The 15,479-nt window shown below is 71.7% G+C and carries 15 protein-coding genes; 8 read left to right on the top strand and 7 right to left on the bottom strand.

The window, feature by feature from the left end:
* Positions 1 to 5: 5 nt before the first annotated feature.
* Positions 6 to 1,874 carry an alkaline phosphatase family protein gene (locus ACZ7OY_RS02775; protein ID WP_471910363.1) on the top strand — a complete coding sequence of 623 codons (1,869 nt, stop codon included), beginning with the start codon at positions 6 to 8 and terminating at the stop codon, positions 1,872 to 1,874.
* Here the strand turns inward: ACZ7OY_RS02775 and dusB are convergent, their stop codons facing one another.
* Positions 1,875 to 3,017 carry a tRNA dihydrouridine synthase DusB gene (gene dusB, locus ACZ7OY_RS02770; RefSeq protein ID WP_471909697.1) on the bottom strand — a complete coding sequence of 381 codons (1,143 nt, stop codon included), beginning with the start codon at positions 3,015 to 3,017 and terminating at the stop codon, positions 1,875 to 1,877.
* 106 nt (positions 3,018 to 3,123) lie between these two features.
* On the opposite strand from dusB, the gene ACZ7OY_RS02765 reads away from it, so the two are divergent.
* From ACZ7OY_RS02765 to ACZ7OY_RS02755, 3 genes are all read left to right on the top strand, one after another.
* Entirely contained in the window at positions 3,124 to 4,575 is a 1,452-nt protein-coding gene (locus ACZ7OY_RS02765; RefSeq protein WP_471909696.1) for an MFS transporter, read from the top strand.
* A gap of 129 nt (positions 4,576 to 4,704) precedes the next feature.
* Positions 4,705 to 4,914 carry a hypothetical protein gene (locus ACZ7OY_RS02760; protein WP_471909695.1) on the top strand — a complete coding sequence of 70 codons (210 nt, stop codon included), beginning with the start codon at positions 4,705 to 4,707 and terminating at the stop codon, positions 4,912 to 4,914.
* 61 nt (positions 4,915 to 4,975) lie between these two features.
* Positions 4,976 to 6,124, top strand: coding sequence for a serine hydrolase domain-containing protein (locus tag ACZ7OY_RS02755; protein ID WP_471909694.1), 1,149 nt, complete (start codon positions 4,976 to 4,978; stop codon positions 6,122 to 6,124).
* Here ACZ7OY_RS02755 and ACZ7OY_RS02750 read toward each other — a convergent pair whose 3' ends face one another.
* The 3 genes from ACZ7OY_RS02750 to ACZ7OY_RS02740 all read right to left on the bottom strand — a co-directional run bounded on the left by ACZ7OY_RS02750 (position 6,125) and on the right by ACZ7OY_RS02740 (position 9,268).
* On the bottom strand, positions 6,125 to 6,712 hold the full coding sequence (locus ACZ7OY_RS02750) for a TetR/AcrR family transcriptional regulator (RefSeq protein ID WP_471909693.1): 588 nt from the start codon (positions 6,710 to 6,712) through the stop codon (positions 6,125 to 6,127). It lies immediately after the preceding gene.
* Positions 6,713 to 6,738: 26 nt separating this feature from the next.
* Positions 6,739 to 7,749 carry an aldo/keto reductase gene (locus ACZ7OY_RS02745; protein ID WP_471909692.1) on the bottom strand — a complete coding sequence of 337 codons (1,011 nt, stop codon included), beginning with the start codon at positions 7,747 to 7,749 and terminating at the stop codon, positions 6,739 to 6,741.
* Positions 7,750 to 7,885: 136 nt separating this feature from the next.
* Positions 7,886 to 9,268 carry a glycine--tRNA ligase gene (locus ACZ7OY_RS02740; protein ID WP_471909691.1) on the bottom strand — a complete coding sequence of 461 codons (1,383 nt, stop codon included), beginning with the start codon at positions 9,266 to 9,268 and terminating at the stop codon, positions 7,886 to 7,888.
* Between the two features lie 182 nt (positions 9,269 to 9,450).
* Here ACZ7OY_RS02740 and ACZ7OY_RS02735 point away from each other — a divergent pair, with 182 nt between their 5' ends.
* The 4 genes from ACZ7OY_RS02735 to ACZ7OY_RS02720 are packed head-to-tail and all read left to right on the top strand — an operon-like array spanning position 9,451 to position 12,599.
* Positions 9,451 to 10,422, top strand: coding sequence for a metal ABC transporter substrate-binding protein (locus tag ACZ7OY_RS02735; RefSeq protein WP_471909690.1), 972 nt, complete (start codon positions 9,451 to 9,453; stop codon positions 10,420 to 10,422).
* A 28-nt stretch (positions 10,423 to 10,450) separates the two neighbouring features.
* On the top strand, positions 10,451 to 11,218 hold the full coding sequence (locus ACZ7OY_RS02730; RefSeq protein ID WP_471909689.1) for a metal ABC transporter ATP-binding protein: 768 nt from the start codon (positions 10,451 to 10,453) through the stop codon (positions 11,216 to 11,218).
* Complete coding sequence (locus ACZ7OY_RS02725; protein WP_384725945.1) at positions 11,218 to 12,120, top strand: metal ABC transporter permease; 903 nt, start codon at positions 11,218 to 11,220, stop codon at positions 12,118 to 12,120. Before ACZ7OY_RS02730 ends, ACZ7OY_RS02725 begins: the two co-directional genes overlap by 1 nt.
* 59 nt (positions 12,121 to 12,179) lie before the next feature.
* Positions 12,180 to 12,599, top strand: a complete 420-nt coding sequence (locus tag ACZ7OY_RS02720) for a Fur family transcriptional regulator (protein ID WP_351605350.1) — start codon at positions 12,180 to 12,182, stop codon at positions 12,597 to 12,599.
* A gap of 56 nt (positions 12,600 to 12,655) precedes the next feature.
* On the opposite strand, the gene ACZ7OY_RS02715 is transcribed toward ACZ7OY_RS02720, so the two are convergent.
* From ACZ7OY_RS02715 to ACZ7OY_RS02705, 3 genes are read right to left on the bottom strand one after another with little or no spacing between them, the layout of a single operon-like run.
* A complete protein-coding gene (locus tag ACZ7OY_RS02715; RefSeq protein ID WP_471909688.1) occupies positions 12,656 to 13,189 on the bottom strand; it encodes a YcxB family protein in 534 nt (177 codons plus the stop codon).
* Positions 13,190 to 13,224: 35 nt separating this feature from the next.
* Positions 13,225 to 14,565 (bottom strand): histidine-type phosphatase, encoded by a 1,341-nt coding sequence (locus ACZ7OY_RS02710; RefSeq protein WP_471909687.1) that lies wholly within the window; start codon positions 14,563 to 14,565, stop codon positions 13,225 to 13,227.
* A gap of 60 nt (positions 14,566 to 14,625) precedes the next feature.
* Positions 14,626 to 15,465 (bottom strand): isoprenyl transferase, encoded by an 840-nt coding sequence (locus tag ACZ7OY_RS02705; RefSeq protein ID WP_471909686.1) that lies wholly within the window; start codon positions 15,463 to 15,465, stop codon positions 14,626 to 14,628.
* Positions 15,466 to 15,479: the final 14 nt, after the last annotated feature.

Raw genomic sequence — 15,479 nt, 5'->3', positions numbered from 1 at the left:
AGGCCGTGACCGCGGTCGAAGCCACACCCGGAACCGAAGCGGACTCCGAGACCGACACCGAGGCCGAGGCCGAAGCGGAGACCGACGCCGAGGCCACGACCGCCGCCGACACCAAGGCCGAACCCGCCGTCGAGACCGCACCCACCGCCGATACCGAACCCGCCGCCGAGGGCGCCCCCGGTGCGCCGGCCGCTCGCGTCGGGATCCGCGGTCGCTGGCGAGGCTGGCGGGCCGGGCATCCGGCCGTCTCCCGGGGGCTCTCCGTCACCGTCACCGTCCTCGCCGCGCTCCTCGTCCACGTCTGCCTCCAGCTGCCGAGCACGCTCTCGACCCTGCGGCTCCAGGAGTTCCTGCGGCTGCCCGCCGAGGCGGTGATGGTGGCCGTCGTGCTTTTGAGCCTGCCGCGCCGGGCACGACTGGTGGTGTCCGCGGTCCTCGGGGCGCTGCTCGGTGCCCTGACCGTGCTGAACATGCTGGACATGGGGTACAACGACTACCTCGGCCGGCGCTTCAACATCATCCTCGACTGGGGTCTGCTCGACGACGCCCGCTCGTATCTGAAGGACTCGCTCGGCGGGACGGTCACCCTGGCCCTCACCGTCGGTGTCGTCGTCGCCGTGGTCCTGCTGATCGCCCTGGTCTCGCTGGCCCTGGTCCGGCTGGGCAACCTGCTGGACCGGCACCGCAACCAGGCGACCCGGGCCACGCTCCTGGTCGGCACCGTCTGGATCACCTGCACCTCGCTCGGCCTGGAGGTCGCGGGCGTGCCCATCGCCGCGCAGCACATGGCCGGCGTCGTCCAGTTCCAGGTGGACACGGTGCAGCAGACCCTGCACGACGAGGCGGCGTTCCGGAAGGAGGCCGGGAAGGACACCTTCGGCAACACCCCCGCCGACCAGCTCGTGCCGGACCTGCGCGGCAAGGACATGATCTTCACGTTCATCGAGAGCTACGGCCGCAGCGCGATCGAGGACCCGATCATGGCGCCCGGCGTCGACCGGACGCTCGCGGACAGCACCGCGGAGCTGGCGAAGGCGGGCTTCCACGCCAAGAGCGGCTGGCTGACCTCGGCGACCTACGGCGGCAGCAGCTGGCTCGGTCACTCCACCACCCTGTCGGGCCTGTGGATCGACAACCAGCAGCGCTACCGGACCGTCATGAACAGCGACCACCTCAGCCTCACCAAGGCCTTCAAGAAGACCGGCGCCTGGGACACCGTCGGTGTCATGCCGGGCGTCCAGAAGGGCTGGCCGGAGCAGAAGTACTACGGCCTCGACAAGGTCTACAACGCCTTCCAGATGGGCTACCAGGGTCCGAAGTTCAGCTGGTCCACCATGCCCGACCAGTACGCGCTGGAGGCGTTCCAGCGGCTGGAGCACAGCAAGAAGCGCGACAAGCCGCTGATGTCGGAGATCATCCTGACCTCCAGCCACCAGCCGTGGGCGCCCATCCCGAAGATGGTCGACTGGGACTCCATCGGTGACGGCTCGCTCTTCGAGGGCATCGAGAAGGCGGGCAACGACCCGGCGGACGTCATCGCCGACTCCACCCGGTCCCGGGAGGAGTACGGCAAGTCCGTCCAGTACTCGGTGACCGCCCTCACCCAGTGGCTGGAGCGCTACGGCACCGACGACACCGTGCTGGTCTTCCTCGGCGACCACCAGCCGATCGCCCGGGTCAGCGGCAACCACGCCAGCCGTGACGTGCCGATCTCGATCGTCGCCAAGGACCCGAAGGTCCTCGACAAGATCGCCGGCTGGAACTGGACGGACGGTCTGCGTCCCGCGCACGACGCGCCGGTGTGGAAGATGAACCTGTTCCGCGACCGGTTCCTGACGGCGTACGGCTCGACGCCGCACCCCTCCGGGAGCTGATCAGCCCCCGGAGGTGTCCAGCTCCGCGTCCTCGCCGACGCCCGCGCAGTCGTAGGGGTCCTTCAGCCAGCCGTCCGGCAGCACCACCCGGTTGTTGCCGGACGTACGGCCGCGGGGCCCGTCGGCGCCGGAGGGCCAGGGCTGGTCGAGGTCCAGCTCGTCCAGCCCGGTCCGCAGTTCGTCCAGCGACGAGGTGATCGCGAGCCGCTTGCGCATCTCGGAGCCCACCGAGAAGCCCTTGAGGTACCAGGCGACGTGCTTGCGGAAGTCGACGACCCCGCGCGACTCGTCGCCGATCCACTCGCCGAGCAGGGTGGCGTGCCGCACCATGACGTCGGCGACCTGGCGCAGGGAGGGGCGCGCGATGTCGTCGGTCCGCCCCTCGAAGGCCGCCACCAGGTCGGCGAACAGCCACGGGCGGCCCAGGCAGCCGCGTCCGACCACGACACCGTCGCAGCCCGTCTCGCGCACCATCCGCAGCGCGTCCTCGGCCGACCAGATGTCGCCGTTGCCGAGCACCGGGATCTCCGGCACGTGCTCCTTGAGGCGCGCGATGGCCTCCCAGTCGGCCGTGCCGCCGTAGTGCTGGGCGGCGGTGCGGCCGTGCAGCGCGATGGAGGTCACACCCTCCTCGACCGCGATCCGTCCGGCGTCGAGGTAGGTGATGTGGTCGTCGTCGATGCCCTTGCGCATCTTCATGGTGACGGGGAGGTCCCCGGCGCCGCTGACGGCCTCGCGCAGGATCGAGCGCAGCAGGTTGCGCTTGTAGGGCAGGGCGGAGCCGCCGCCCTTGCGCGTCACCTTCGGGACCGGGCAGCCGAAGTTCAGGTCGATGTGGTCGGCGAGGTCCTCCTCCGCGATCATGCGGACGGCCTTGCCGACGGTGGCGGGGTCGACGCCGTACAGCTGGATCGAGCGCGGCTTCTCGGTCGCGTCGAAGTGGACCAGCTGCATGGTCTTCTCGTTGCGTTCGACCAGCGCCCGGGTGGTGATCATCTCGCTCACGAACAGCCCCTTGCCGCCGCTGAACTCCCGGCACAGGGTGCGGAAGGGCGCGTTGGTGATGCCGGCCATGGGGGCCAGCACGACGGGCGGCCGGACGGTGTGCGGGCCGATCTGCAAGGGGGATGCGGGCGTGGGCATTACCCCATTGTCGCGTATCGGCCGCCGTGCCCCGTCGTTCCCCGGCGAAGACCATGTACCGGTAATTAGTTAGACGCACTATTGAAGTCGGCGTACGATGGAACGCATGCCCGAGCTCAGCCCCCGGCGCCGTCAACTCGTCCTCGCGATCTGCTGCATGAGTCTGCTGATCGTGAGCCTCGACGTCACCGCCCTGAACGTCGCCCTGCCGTCGATGCAGCGCGAACTCCATGCCGAGACCTCCGGTCTGCAGTGGACGATCGACGCCTACACCCTGGTGCTGGCCTCGCTGCTGATGCTGGCCGGCTCCACGGCCGACCGGATCGGCCGCAAGAAGGTCTTCATGGCGGGCCTGACCGTGTTCTCGGCCGGCTCGCTGCTGTGTTCCCTGGCACCCAGCCTCGACCTGCTGATCGTGTTCCGGATGATCCAGGCCGTCGGCGGCTCCATGCTCAACCCGGTCGCCATGTCGATCATCACCAACACCTTCACGGCCCCGCGCGAGCGGGCCCGGGCGATCGGTGTCTGGGGTGCCGTCGTCGGCATCTCCATGGCGGCCGGTCCCCTGGTGGGCGGGCTGCTGGTGGAGTCGGACGGCTGGCGGTCGATCTTCTGGGTCAACCTGCCCGTCGGGCTCGCCGCGCTGCTGCTGACCCTGCGCTTCGTCCCCGAGTCCCGCGCGCCGAAGGCCCGCCGCCCCGACCCCGTCGGCCAGCTGCTGGTGATCGCGCTGTTCGGCTCGCTGACGTACGCGATCATCGAGGCGCCGTCCGCGGGCGCGGGCACCGTCCTGCCCTTCGCGCTGCTGGCCCTCGCGGCCCTGGCCGGACTGCTCCGGTACGAGCCCCGGCGCGCCGAACCCCTCATCGACCTGCGCTTCTTCCGGTCGGCGCCGTTCAGCGGGGCCACGGTCGTCGCGGTCAGCGCGTTCGCCGCGCTCGGCGGCTTCCTGTTCCTGTCGACCCTGTACCTGCAGAACGTGCGCGGCCTCGACGCCCTGCACGCGGGCCTGTGGATGCTGCCGACGGCGGTGCCGATGTTCCTGTGCGCACCGCTGTCCGGACGGCTCGTGGGCAGCCGGGGCCCCCGGCTGCCGCTGCTGGTGGCCGGTCTCGCGATGACGGCGAGCGGGGTGCTGTTCGCGGCCTTCGAGGCGGAGACGTCGAACGTCACGCTGTTCGCCGGGTACGTCCTGTTCGGCATCGGCTTCGGCTTCGTCAACGCGCCCATCACCAACACCGCGGTGTCCGGCATGCCGCGCAGCCAGGCCGGCGTGGCCGCCGCGGTGGCCTCCACCAGCCGCCAGCTCGGGCAGACCCTCGGCGTCGCGGTGGTCGGGGCGGTGCTGGCGTCGGGCGTGGGTGCGTCGCCGTACGCGCGGGTGTTCGTGTCGGCCGCACGGCCCGCGTGGTGGATCCTCGCCGGATGCGGCTTCCTCGTGCTGGGGCTGGGCGTGCTCACCAGCGGCCGGTGGGCCCGGCGCACCGCCGAGCGGACGGCCGAGCGGCTGGAGGCCGTGGAGCTGCGGGACGTGGTGGGCGCGGGCGGCAGGGCCTAGGACCCGGCCGCCGGGGGAGGGCACGGCTTGGCCAACTCGCCGTGAAGAAACCCTGTTGATGTTGGTCATGCTGCACACTCCTTGCGGGCCGGGGTTCGCCCGGACGAGACCGCTGGAGGCGTCGTGCCGATGAACGCGAGCAAGGTGACCCGCTGGGACCAGCACGGGCGTGAGCATGTGGTCAGGGTGCAGCGCTCGGGCGTGCAGCGCACGATCAGCTGCGACACGTGCGGCTGGCGGCAGAGCACGCAGTTCCTGCCCTGGCTGAAGGCGCAGGAGCACCTGGCCGAGGCCCACCAGGCCACGGTCGACCCGAGCGAGGCGCAGACGTCGCGATGACTTCCCGGAGCGCGGGCAGTCGTACCCCTACGACGCTCCCGCCCCCGTCGGAAGGCCTGCCATGAGCGCTCTGCACGACACCCTGCGAAGGTACGTGAAGAACGGGACGGTGCCCGGAGCCGTCGGGCTGGTGGCCCGCGGCGACGACGTCGAGGTGGTGACGGTCGGCTCCGCGGATGCCGAGGGCACCGCCCCGATGGCCCGTGACTCGGTCTTCCGTATCGCCTCGATCACCAAGCCGATCACGGCGGCGGCGGTGCTGATGCTGGTGGAGGACGGCCGGATCGGCCTGGACTCCCCGGTCGAGAAATGGCTGCCGGAACTGTCCTCGCCGATGGTCGTACGCACCCCGGCGGGCCCCGTCGAGGACGTGGTGCCCGCCGCCCGCCCCATCACGGTCGAGGACCTGCTGAGCTCCCGGGCGGGCTGGGGCTTCCCCGCGGACTTCTCGCTGCCCGCGGTCCAGGCGCTGTTCGAGGTGCAGAAGGACGGCCGCTTCCCGCAGGAGTGCCCGCCCCCGGACGCCTGGGTGGCCGCGCTCGCCGAGGTGCCGCTGCTGCACCAGCCGGGCGAGGCCTGGCTCTACCACACCTGCTCCGACCTCCAGGGCGTTCTGGTCGCCCGCGCCTCGGGCGGCACGCTGCCGGACTTCCTGGCGGAGCGGATCTTCGAGCCGCTGGGGATGCGCGACACGGCGTTCGAGGTCCCGGCCGGGCGGCGCCACCGCTTCACCGCGGCCTACCGGCCCGGTCCGGACGACACCCTCGTCCTGGCGGACACCCCGGACGGCGCGTGGAGCCGGGTGCCCGCGTTCCCGTCGGGCGGCGGCGGGCTCGCCGCCACGGCCGACGACTGGCTGGCCTTCGCCCGGATGCTGCTGGCGGGCGGCGAGGCGAAGGGCCGCCGGCTGCTCTCCCCCACCTCGGTGAGCCGGATGACCACCAACCACCTGACCGCCGGGCAGCGCGAGGCCGGCACCCTCTTCCTGGAGGGCCAGGGCTGGGGCTACGGCGGTCAGGTCGACGTCGCCCCCGTCGACCCGTGGAACGTGCCCGGCCGCTACGGCTGGGTCGGCGGCACCGGCACCACGGCCCATGTCGTCCCGGCGACGGGCACCGTCACCGTGCTGCTGACCCAGGTGGCGATGACCGGCCCGACGCCCACACCGCTGATGCGGGACTTCTGGCGGTGCACGGCGGGCGGGCGCTAGTCACCCGCGCAGGCCGCGCACCAGCAGGTCCACCAGGGACGCGAAGTCGGCCTGTGCCTCCGGGCGGGTCCACACCCGGGCGTATCCCGGGTCGTGGAAGCGACCGGAGGCCTGGAAGACGGCGCGGGCCGCGGCGGCCGGGTCGGGGACGCCGAAGACCCCCGTCCCGACCCCCTCCTCGATGATCCGGGTCAGCTGGCCGATCAGGTCGGCGATGTGCGCGGCGACCGCCTCGGCGCTCTCGGCGGCCAGCACCCGGTACGTGGCGAACAGCTCCGGGTCGCCGCCCGCCTTGCGGCGCTTGGCGTCGAACAGCGACCGCAGCCAGTCGCGCAGCCGGGCCTCGGGGTCGCCGGGGCCGGACGCGAACGCGGCGAGGCCCTCGGCGGTGCGGTCCAGCCACCGTTTGGTGACCGCCTCGCGCAGCGCGGCCTTGGTGCGGAAGTGGCGGTAGACGCTGCCGTGGCTGACGCCGAGCGCGCGGGCCACGTCCACCACGGTCGCCTTGGCCGGGCCGTGGCGGCGCAGTACCTCCTCGGTCGCCTCCAGGATGCGTTCGGCGGTCAGGGTCTCGGTGCTGGGTGCCATGCCTCAGACCGTACCCACAGGGGTGGTCAGCGCTCGCTGTCGAGGTGGGCCAGGGCGGCGGCTCCGTAACGGTCACCGGCGGCGGCGTCGGCCGGGACGGCCTGCTCGATCGCGGCGAGGTCCGCGTCGTCCAGACGGACGTCCAGCGCGCCGAGCGACTCCGTCAGCCGCTCCCGGGTGCGGGCCCCGACCAGCGGCACGATGTCCTCGCCGCGGGCCAGCACCCAGGCGATGGCGATCTGCGCGACGGTCACGCGCTTCTGCTCGGCGATCTTCCGCAGCGCCTCGACCAGGCCCAGGTTGTGCCGGAGGTTGTCGCCCTGGAAGCGGGGCGAGAAGGCGCGGAAGTCGTTCGCCGCGAGCTGCCGGTCGGCGGTGAAGTGCCCGGAGATCAGACCGCGCGAGAGCACCCCGTACGCGGTGACGGCGATGCCCAGCTCACGGGTGGTCGGCAGGATCGACTTCTCGATGCCCCGGGAGATCAGCGAGTACTCGATCTGGAGGTCGGCGATCGGCGCGGTGGCCGCCGCCCTGCGGATGGTCTGCGCGCCGACCTCGCTGAGGCCGATGTGCCGGACGTACCCCTGCTCGATCAGTTCGGCGATCGCGCCGACGGTCTCCTCGATGGGGACGGCCGGGTCGAGCCGGGCGATGCGGTAGACGTCGATGTGGTCGACGCCCAGGCGCTGGAGGGAGTACGCGGCGAAGTTCCGGACCGCGGCCGGGCGTCCGTCGTAGCCGGACCAGTCGCCGTCCGGGCCGCGCAGGGCGCCGAACTTCACGCTGACCAGGGCCTGCTCCCGCCGGGCCGCGGGGGCGGAGCGCAGGGCCTCGCCGATCAGCATCTCGTTGTGGCCCATGCCGTAGAAGTCGCCGGTGTCGAGCAGGGTCACGCCCGCCTCCAGGGCGGCGTGGATCGTGGCGATCGACTCGGTCCGGTCCGCGTCGCCGTACAGCGCGGACATGCCCATGCAGCCGAGGCCGAGGGCGGAGACCCGGGGGCCGGTGGTTCCGAGGGAACGGGTTCGCATCGTCATGCACATCAGCCTGGCATGACAGATGACAGATTTCAATATTTGTCAGCCGTTCGGCCGCCCGCTCCGGGCGGCCCCGGAAAACGAAAAGTTCCCCGCACCCGTCAAAGGGGTGCGGGGAACTTCCGGTGTGCGGGACCTAGCAGCCGACGAGGCGGCCGGCGAGGTAGCCCTCGATCTGGTCCAGGGAGACGCGCTCCTGCTTCATCGAGTCACGCTCACGCACGGTCACGGCATTGTCGTCCAGCGTGTCGAAGTCGACGGTCACGCAGTACGGGGTGCCGATCTCGTCCTGACGGCGGTAGCGGCGGCCGATGGCGCCGGCGTCGTCGAACTCGATGTTCCAGTGCTGGCGCAGGGCGGTGGCCAGACCCTTGGCCTTCGGGGACAGCTCCGGGTTGCGCGACAGCGGCAGGACCGCGACCTTCACCGGGGCCAGGCGGTGGTCCAGGCGCAGCACGGTGCGCTTCTCCAGCTTGCCCTTGGCGTTGGGGGCCTCGTCCTCGATGTAGGCGTCGAGGAGGAAGGCCAGCATCGCGCGGCCGACACCGGCCGCGGGCTCGATGACGTACGGGGTCCAGCGCTCGCCCGCCTCCTGGTCGAAGTAGGAGAGGTCCTGGCCGGAGGCCTTGGAGTGCGCGCCGAGGTCGTAGTCGGTGCGGTTGGCGACGCCCTCCAGCTCACCCCACTCGTTGCCGCCGAACTGGAAGCGGTACTCGATGTCGGCGGTGCGCTTGGAGTAGTGGGAGAGCTTCTCCTTCGGGTGCTCGAACCACCGCATGTTCTCCTCGCGCATACCGAGGCCGGTGTACCAGTTCCAGCGCTGCTCCATCCAGTACTCCTGCCACTGCTCGTCCTCGCCCGGCTTGACGAAGAACTCCATCTCCATCTGCTCGAACTCGCGGGTGCGGAAGATGAAGTTGCCGGGCGTGATCTCGTTGCGGAAGGACTTGCCCATCTGGGCGATACCGAACGGCGGCTTGCGGCGCGAGGTGGTCTGCACCTGGGCGAAGTTGGTGAAGATGCCCTGGGCGGTCTCGGGGCGCAGGTAGGCGACGGAGCCGCTGTCCTGCGTCGGGCCGAGGTGGGTGGAGAGCAGGCCCGAGAACTGCTTGGGCTCGGTGAAGGTGCCCTTGTTGCCGCAGTGCGGGCAGCCGAGGTCGGCGAGGCCGTTCTCCGGGAGGCGGCCGTGCTTGGCCTCGTAGGCCTCTTCCAGGTGGTCGGCGCGGAACCGCTTGTGGCACGAGGTGCACTCGGTCAGCGGGTCCGTGAACGTGGCGACGTGACCGGAGGCGACCCAGACCTCGGGGGCCAGGATCACGGACGAGTCGATACCGACCACGTCCTCGCGCGACGTCACCATGTAGCGCCACCACTGGCGCTTCAGGTTCTCCTTGAGCTCGACGCCCAGCGGTCCGTAGTCCCAGGCGGCGCGCTGGCCGCCGTAGATCTCACTACACGGGAATACGAAGCCACGGCGCTTGCTCAGGCTGACGATGGTGTCGATCTTGTCGGCGGCCACGGTGCTCTCTTCATAAGGACGACGGGCGGCGAAGCGAGAAGCTTCCAGCGAATGCTTCAGGGTACCGGCGTGGGCTCCCCCACAATCAAATCGGGCCTGCCTCCGGCGGCCGTCCGGGCACGCCGGGGCCTCGTCGGCGCGCTTGTTGACAACGGTTTCCATATTTGTTGAAAATGAGTGTCATGAACGTACGACGACGGCACATATCCGGGGTCGCGATCGCCGTGGCCTGCGCACTCGGGCTCACCGGCCTGACCGCCTGCACGACCGACAGCGCGGCGGCCGCCGGCACCGGGCAGTTCGACGTCGTCGCCTCGTTCTATCCGATGGCCTTCCTCGCCGAGCGGATCGGCGGCAGCCACGTGCACGTCACCAGCCTCACCAAGCCCGGCCAGGAACCGCACGACCTGGAGGTCAGCGTCCGCCAGCGGGTGCGGCTGGAGGAGGCCGACGCGGTGCTCTACCTCAAGGGCCTCCAGCCCACCGTGGACGAGGTCGTCGCCCAGTCCGAGGCGAGGACGAAGATCGACGCCGCCGCCCTGACCACGCTGGAGCGGCACGGCACCGAGGTCGGCGGCCACGCGGCCGAGCACGACAGCGACGAGCACGGGCACGACCACGGGGAAACGGCCGGCCAGGACCCGCACATCTGGCTCGACCCGGTGAAGTACGCCGAGGTGGCCCGGGGCGTCGGCGCGGCCTTCGAGAAGGCGGACCCGAAGCACGCGGCCGACTACCGCAGGAACACCACGGCCCTGGTCGGCGAGCTCGGCGAGCTCGACACCCGGTTCCGGGAGGGTCTGGCCGGCACCGGCTCCAAGGTCTTCATCACCACGCACGCCGCCTTCGGCTACCTGGCCGAGCGCTACGGCCTCACCGAGGAGGCCGTCAGCGGCCTCGACCCCGAGTCCGAGCCGAGCGTGAACCGCGTGAAGGACCTGGAGACGATGGCGAGGGCCGACGGCGTCACCACCGTGTTCTACGAGACGCTCGTCAGCGACCGCACCGCCCGGACCATCGCCAAGGACGCGGGGCTGCGCACGGACGTCCTCGACCCGATCGAGGGCATCACGGACAGCTCCCGCGGCACGGACTACTTCTCGGTCCAGGAAGCGAACCTCAAGGCGCTGCAGACGGCGCTGGGCGCCAAGTGATCAAGTGATCTCCACGGAGGATGCAACCATGAGCGAAGCCGTCATAGCGCTGCGCGGCGTCCGCGCCGAGCTGGGTGCGCGCCCCGTCCTGCGCGGCATCGACCTCACGGTCCGCCGCGGCGAGGTCGTCGCGCTGCTCGGCGCCAACGGCTCCGGCAAGTCGACGGCCGTACGCAGCGTCATCGGCCAGGTGCCGGTCAGCTCCGGCGAGATCGAACTGTTCGGCACCCCGCGCGCCCGCTTCCGCGACTGGCGGCGGGTGGGTTACGTACCGCAGCGCACCACGGCCGCGAGCGGGGTGCCCGCGACGGTCACCGAGGTCGTCTCCTCGGGCCGGCTGTCCCGGGCCCGCTTCGGCATGCTGCGCAAGGCCGACCACGCGGCCGTGCGGCGGGCCCTGGAGCTGGTCGGCATGGCGGACCGGGCGAAGGACTCCGTCGACGCCCTGTCCGGCGGCCAGCACCAGCGGGTGCTGATCGCCCGCGCCCTGGCCGCCGAACCCGAGCTGCTGATCATGGACGAGCCGATGGCGGGCGTCGACCTGGCCAGCCAGGAGGTGCTCGCGCACACCCTCGGCGAGCAGGTCGCCCAGGGCACGACCGTCCTGCTGGTGCTGCACGAACTGGGCCCGGTGGAGCCCCTGATCGACCGGGCGGTCGTGCTGCGCGACGGCTGTGTCCTGCACGACGGCCCGCCCCCGAAGGCGGTCGGCCAGCACGCGCTGCCCGGCCACGACCACGTCCACCCGCACGCTCCGGCGGGCGCCGAACCGATCCGCACGGGACTGCTGAGCTGATGGAACTCCTCGACTACGCCTTCGTCCAGCGGGCCCTGCTCGCCGCCGTCCTGGTCGGCATCACCGCGCCCGCCGTCGGCATCTACCTCGTCCAGCGCCGCCAGGCCCTGATGGGCGACGGCCTCGGCCATGTCGCGATGACCGGCGTCGGCCTCGGCGTCCTGCTGAACGCCTCGCCGGTGTGGATGGCGACGGCCGTCTCCGTCCTCGGCGCGGTCCTCATGGAACTGATCCGCTGGTACGGCAGGACCCGCGGCGACATCGCCCTCGCGATGCTCTTCTACGGCGGCATGGCCTGCGGCGTGATGTTCATCAACCTCGCGCCGACGGGCTCCAACGCCAACCTGACGTCGTATCTCTTCGGCTCGCTGTCGACCGTGTCGCAGTCCGACGTGACGGCGATCTGCCTGCTCGCCGGCTTCGTCGTACTGGTCACCCTGGGGCTGCGCCGCCAGCTCTTCGCGGTCAGCCAGGACGAGGAGTTCGCGCGGGTGACCGGGCTGCCGGTGCGGGCGCTGAACCTGCTGACGGCCGTCACGGCGGCGGTCACGGTGACCGTCGCGATGCGGGTGGTCGGTCTGCTGCTGGTGTCCGCGCTCATGGTGGTGCCGGTCGCGGCGGCCCAGCAGCTCACCCGCAGCTTCGCGGCGACCTTCGCGATCGCCGTGGCCATCGGCGTGAGCGTGACGATCGGCGGCACGGTCACCTCGTACTACCAGGACGTGCCGCCCGGTGCGACGATCGTGCTGCTGACCATCGGGGCGTTCCTGGCGCTGACCGCGCTGGCCGCGCCGCTGGCCCGGCGCCGCGCGCGTGCGCTCGCCGCCGGCCGGCCCGCCGGGGACCCGGCAGAGTGCGCGATTCCGGCCAGTCGGGGGGCCGACGGCCCGGTCGGCGTCTGACCACAGGCAGGCCGGGCTGGCACAATGGCCCGGCAGGCGCAGACGTGAGGAGGCACCCCGTGACGACCGCTGGACCGCCCGTGAAGGGCCGCTCCACCCGGCAGCGTGCCGCCGTGGCGGCGGCGCTCGCCGAGGTCGACGAGTTCCGCAGCGCCCAGGACCTGCACGACATGCTCAAGCACAAGGGCGACTCGGTCGGTCTGACCACGGTCTACCGCACGTTGCAGTCCCTCGCCGACGCCGGCGAGGTCGACGTCCTGCGCACCTCCGACGGCGAGTCCGTCTACCGCCGCTGCTCCAGCGGCGAGCACCACCACCACCTGGTCTGCCGTGTGTGCGGCAAGGCGGTGGAGGTGGAGGGCCCCGCGGTGGAGACGTGGGCGGAGGCCGTCGCGGCGGAACACGGCTACGTCAACGTGGCCCACACGGTGGAGATCTTCGGGACCTGCGCGGACTGCGCGGGACCGCGCCAGGACTGAACCGGCGGGCGCCGGCCGGGCGGGCGCCGGGCCGGCGGGCGCCCGTCGAACGCGCGTCAGACGCGGGTCAGATGGCGGTCGAGGATCGCCCGCAGCCGGTCCGCGTCGGCGGGGCCGGACAGGCCCCGCTTGGGCAGCAGCGTGAAGCAGGTCGCGTTCTTGTCGTCGCTGTACAGCGTGAACAGCTCCGCGCTCTCCCGGTAGCGGGGCTGCCCCGACCAGTAGATCGTCGACGCACCGGCGTCCGTGGTCACCGTCACCCCGGCGTCCGTCACCACCGCCCGGAAGACACCGTTGCGCGCGGCCACGCGCTGCACCGTACGCGCCTGCAACCGGGGCAGGAAGAGGAACATGACCGCGGTGAGGCCCGACCACACCATCAGGAACATGTCCGGCTTCCCGCCGGCCAGCCAGACGGCGGCCTCCACGGCGGCCAGGCAGAACATCACCCCGATCACCCAGTTGAACCGGCGCCCCGCCCTGCTGAACCGCCGGCGTTCCCACAGCACCTGCGCGAAGTCCTTCACGGTCGGCTGATACGTCAGCTCGACCGTCTCCTGCACCGCATCCCGCCCCATGTCCATGACCATGAGGCGGGATCGTACAGGCGGTCGTCGCAGGTCGATCAAGAGCGGCCGAAGCAGCGCTCCAGCTCGTCCAGGTCGTAGAAGACGCTGCCCCGGGAGACGGGACGGCAGCCCGTGCGGAACGCCGTCTCCTTCTCGTTGTAGAGCATGCGCACCAGGTAGCGGCCGTCCTTCTCGAAGAGGTCCCACTGGATGTTCGCGCCCAGGGGAGCCACCGACGCGCCCCGCCACGGGTTGGCGGCGTAGGTGTACGGCCGGTCGGCGGTGACCGGCCGGGTGCTGCCCGGCAGGCCCATCAGGGCGGCCAGCGGGATGATCTCCTCGGCGTGGGTGAAGCGGAGTTCGGCGCCCAGGGCGCTGCTGCCGTCCCGCTTGGCCTCGGCCTGCCGGAAGAAGTCGTCGAGCAGCACGCCGGCCATGCGGTACGTGATGTCGCTGTCGGCGAAGCCGGGGCCCTTCTCGTAGAAGTCCTCCGCGTCGCCGAGGTACCCGAACCAGGCCGCGTCCCGGGCGGAGATCCAGCGCTCCATCCGCCGGCCCCTGCCGTCCGGGCTCTCCTGGCTCATCGCGGGGGCGATGGCGTACAGGTTGTAGACGGCCTGCGCGGCGGCGACCCGGTCGGCCTCGGGCAGCTGCTCGACGAAGTCGGCCGTGAAGATCCGGCGCAGCACCCGGCGGGCGGCCTCGTGGGTCCTGGGCTGGTCGGTGATGCGCGCCAGCGTCTGCGCCAGCCGCCGGTCGTTCGCGAGGTAGTCGCGGTAGGCGGCGCCCCCGGCGGCCTTGTGGAAGTAGAGCAGGTCCTTGTCGGTGCGGGCCGGACCGATGAGCGGGGCCAGCGCCGGATCGGTGGCGGCGAGCGCCGCGGTGAAGACGGTGCCGCTGTCCACGGCCCGGCCCTGGCCCGAGCTGACGACGTCGATCCGCTCGCCGTCCGCGGCGATCCTCGTGAACAGCGACGGCAGCCGCTCGGCCATGCGGACCGCCGTGTCCCGCATCTCCTGCCTGCCGCGTCCGCTGAGACCGCCGTAGCCGACTTCGCCCATGGCGGCCTCCAGGGCGCGCACCTCGGGGCCGAACCCCTCGCCCCTGCGGGTGAGCCGGCCCTCCGTCTGCGCCCGGTCCCACAGCGCGAGGACCAGGTCGCCGTCCTCGCTGTCGGTCGCGGCCCGGGAGCCGTGCCGGGAGACGTTCTCCGTGAAGACGGGGGTGAAGCCGGCCGGGGGCCGCTGGTAGGTGCGCGGGTCCTGCCGCGCGGAGTACGGAGCCTTGGTGCCGTAGCTGTCGAGGTGGGCGGGCTGCCGGTCCGCGGCCTGCGCGGGCAGGACCGTGACCAGCAGCGCGCACACCGCCAGCGTGAGGGTGGGAGTCAGGCGTCTCATGGGCGGATCGTCGACGACCGCCGTGAACCCCCGGTGGCCCCGAGGTGGCCGCCGCCGCCCCTACTCGGCGGCCGGGTCGCCCTCCATCGCCAGCAGCTCCTCGTTCGGGATCGCGCCGCCGAAGCGCCGGTCGCGCGAGGCGAACTCGATGCAGGCCCGCCACAGGTCACGGCGGTCGAAGTCCGGCCACAGCACGTCCTGGAACACCATCTCGGCGTACGCGCTCTGCCAGAGCAGGTAGTTGGAGGTGCGCTGCTCGCCGCTCGGGCGCAGGAACAGGTCCACGTCCGGCATGTCCGGGTAGTACATGTACTTCGAGAGGGTCTTCTCGGTGACCTTCGACGGGTCGAGCCGGCCCGCCTTCACGTCCTCCGCGAGGGCCTGCGCCGCGTCGGCGATCTCCGCGCGGCCGCCGTAGTTCATGCAGAAGTACAGCGTGAGCGCGTCGTTGTCCTTGGTCTGCTCCTGGGCGACCTGGAGCTCCTTGGCGACCGACTTCCACAGCTTGGGCATCCGGCCCACCCAGCGCACCCGGATGCCGAGCTCGTCGAGGGTGTCGCGGGTCTTGCGGATGAAGTCGCGGTTGAAGTTCATCAGGAAGCGCACCTCGTCGGGCGAGCGCTTCCAGTTCTCGGTGGAGAAGGCGTACAGGGAGATGCTGCCCACGCCGATCTCGACCGCGCCCTGGAGCACGTCGAGCACGCGCTCGGCACCGACCTTGTGCCCCTCGGTGCGCGGCAGTCCGCGCTCCTTGGCCCAGCGGCCGTTCCCGTCCATGACGATCGCCACGTGCTTGGGGACCAGCTCGCCGGGGAGCTTGGGCGCGCGGGCGCCGGACGGGTGCGGCTCCGGCGCCTTGTACTCGCGGCGCTGGCGTCCCAGGAACCCGCGTACCACCATGTGCTTCTCGTCTC

It is taken from the genome of Streptomyces sp. NPDC107559 (assembly GCF_055657365.1).
This window is presented reverse-complemented; position numbering and strand designations above follow the sequence as displayed.

Coding starts and splice junctions, on each gene's coding strand:
- ACZ7OY_RS02710 (WP_471909687.1), bottom strand. CDS start 14,565: ATGAGACGCCTGACTCCCACCCTCACGCTGGCGGTGTGCGCGCTGCTG.
- ACZ7OY_RS02760 (WP_471909695.1), top strand. CDS start 4,705: ATGAACGCGAGCAAGGTGACCCGCTGGGACCAGCACGGGCGTGAGCAT.
- ACZ7OY_RS02735 (WP_471909690.1), top strand. CDS start 9,451: ATGAACGTACGACGACGGCACATATCCGGGGTCGCGATCGCCGTGGCC.
- ACZ7OY_RS02745 (WP_471909692.1), bottom strand. CDS start 7,749: ATGACGATGCGAACCCGTTCCCTCGGAACCACCGGCCCCCGGGTCTCC.
- ACZ7OY_RS02730 (WP_471909689.1), top strand. CDS start 10,451: ATGAGCGAAGCCGTCATAGCGCTGCGCGGCGTCCGCGCCGAGCTGGGT.
- ACZ7OY_RS02725 (WP_384725945.1), top strand. CDS start 11,218: ATGGAACTCCTCGACTACGCCTTCGTCCAGCGGGCCCTGCTCGCCGCC.
- ACZ7OY_RS02750 (WP_471909693.1), bottom strand. CDS start 6,712: ATGGCACCCAGCACCGAGACCCTGACCGCCGAACGCATCCTGGAGGCG.
- ACZ7OY_RS02705 (WP_471909686.1), bottom strand. CDS start 15,465: ATGGTGGTACGCGGGTTCCTGGGACGCCAGCGCCGCGAGTACAAGGCG.
- dusB (WP_471909697.1), bottom strand. CDS start 3,017: ATGCCCACGCCCGCATCCCCCTTGCAGATCGGCCCGCACACCGTCCGG.
- ACZ7OY_RS02715 (WP_471909688.1), bottom strand. CDS start 13,189: ATGGTCATGGACATGGGGCGGGATGCGGTGCAGGAGACGGTCGAGCTG.
- ACZ7OY_RS02755 (WP_471909694.1), top strand. CDS start 4,976: ATGAGCGCTCTGCACGACACCCTGCGAAGGTACGTGAAGAACGGGACG.
- ACZ7OY_RS02765 (WP_471909696.1), top strand. CDS start 3,124: ATGCCCGAGCTCAGCCCCCGGCGCCGTCAACTCGTCCTCGCGATCTGC.